The organism is Stenotrophomonas sp. A3_2 (assembly GCF_036624925.1).
GTDB classification, from domain to species: domain Bacteria; phylum Pseudomonadota; class Gammaproteobacteria; order Xanthomonadales; family Xanthomonadaceae; genus Stenotrophomonas; species Stenotrophomonas hibiscicola.
The window spans coordinates 1-351 of the sequence record NZ_JAZKVY010000279.1 but is presented as its reverse complement, the minus strand read 5'-3'; the positions used below and the strand labels follow the sequence as shown (position 1 = coordinate 351).

Sequence of the window (351 nt, the reverse complement as noted above, 5' to 3'; positions counted from 1 at the left end):
CGCTGCGACGCGCAAGGCCGATCCCATCAAGCCCGTTACGGTGCGGTTGCCTTGGCGGCTGGCGATACATGCCGTGCTGATGATGGCTGCATTCAATTTCTTCAGCCACGGCACGCAGGATTTGTTTAAGTCGTTTCTCACGACGGAGCGCGGCCTGCCGCTCGGCCAGGCGACGCTGGTGCTGCTGTGCATGAATGTCGCCGCGATTGCTGGCGGGCTCAGCGTCGGCGCGCTTTCTCAACGCATCGGCCGGCGACGGGCCATTGTGCTGGCCTGCCTGTCGGCGCTGCCGGTTGTGCCTCTTTGGGCATTCTCCACGACGTTACCGGCCATTCTCGTGGGCGCGGTGCT

The 351-nt window shown here is 64.4% G+C and carries 1 protein-coding gene; it reads left to right on the top strand.

Going from position 1 to position 351, the window contains the following annotated elements; translation table 11 throughout:
- The coding region (locus tag R5H29_RS13895) for an MFS transporter (RefSeq protein ID WP_332329302.1) at nucleotides 1-351 on the top strand (351 nt) is incomplete at both ends.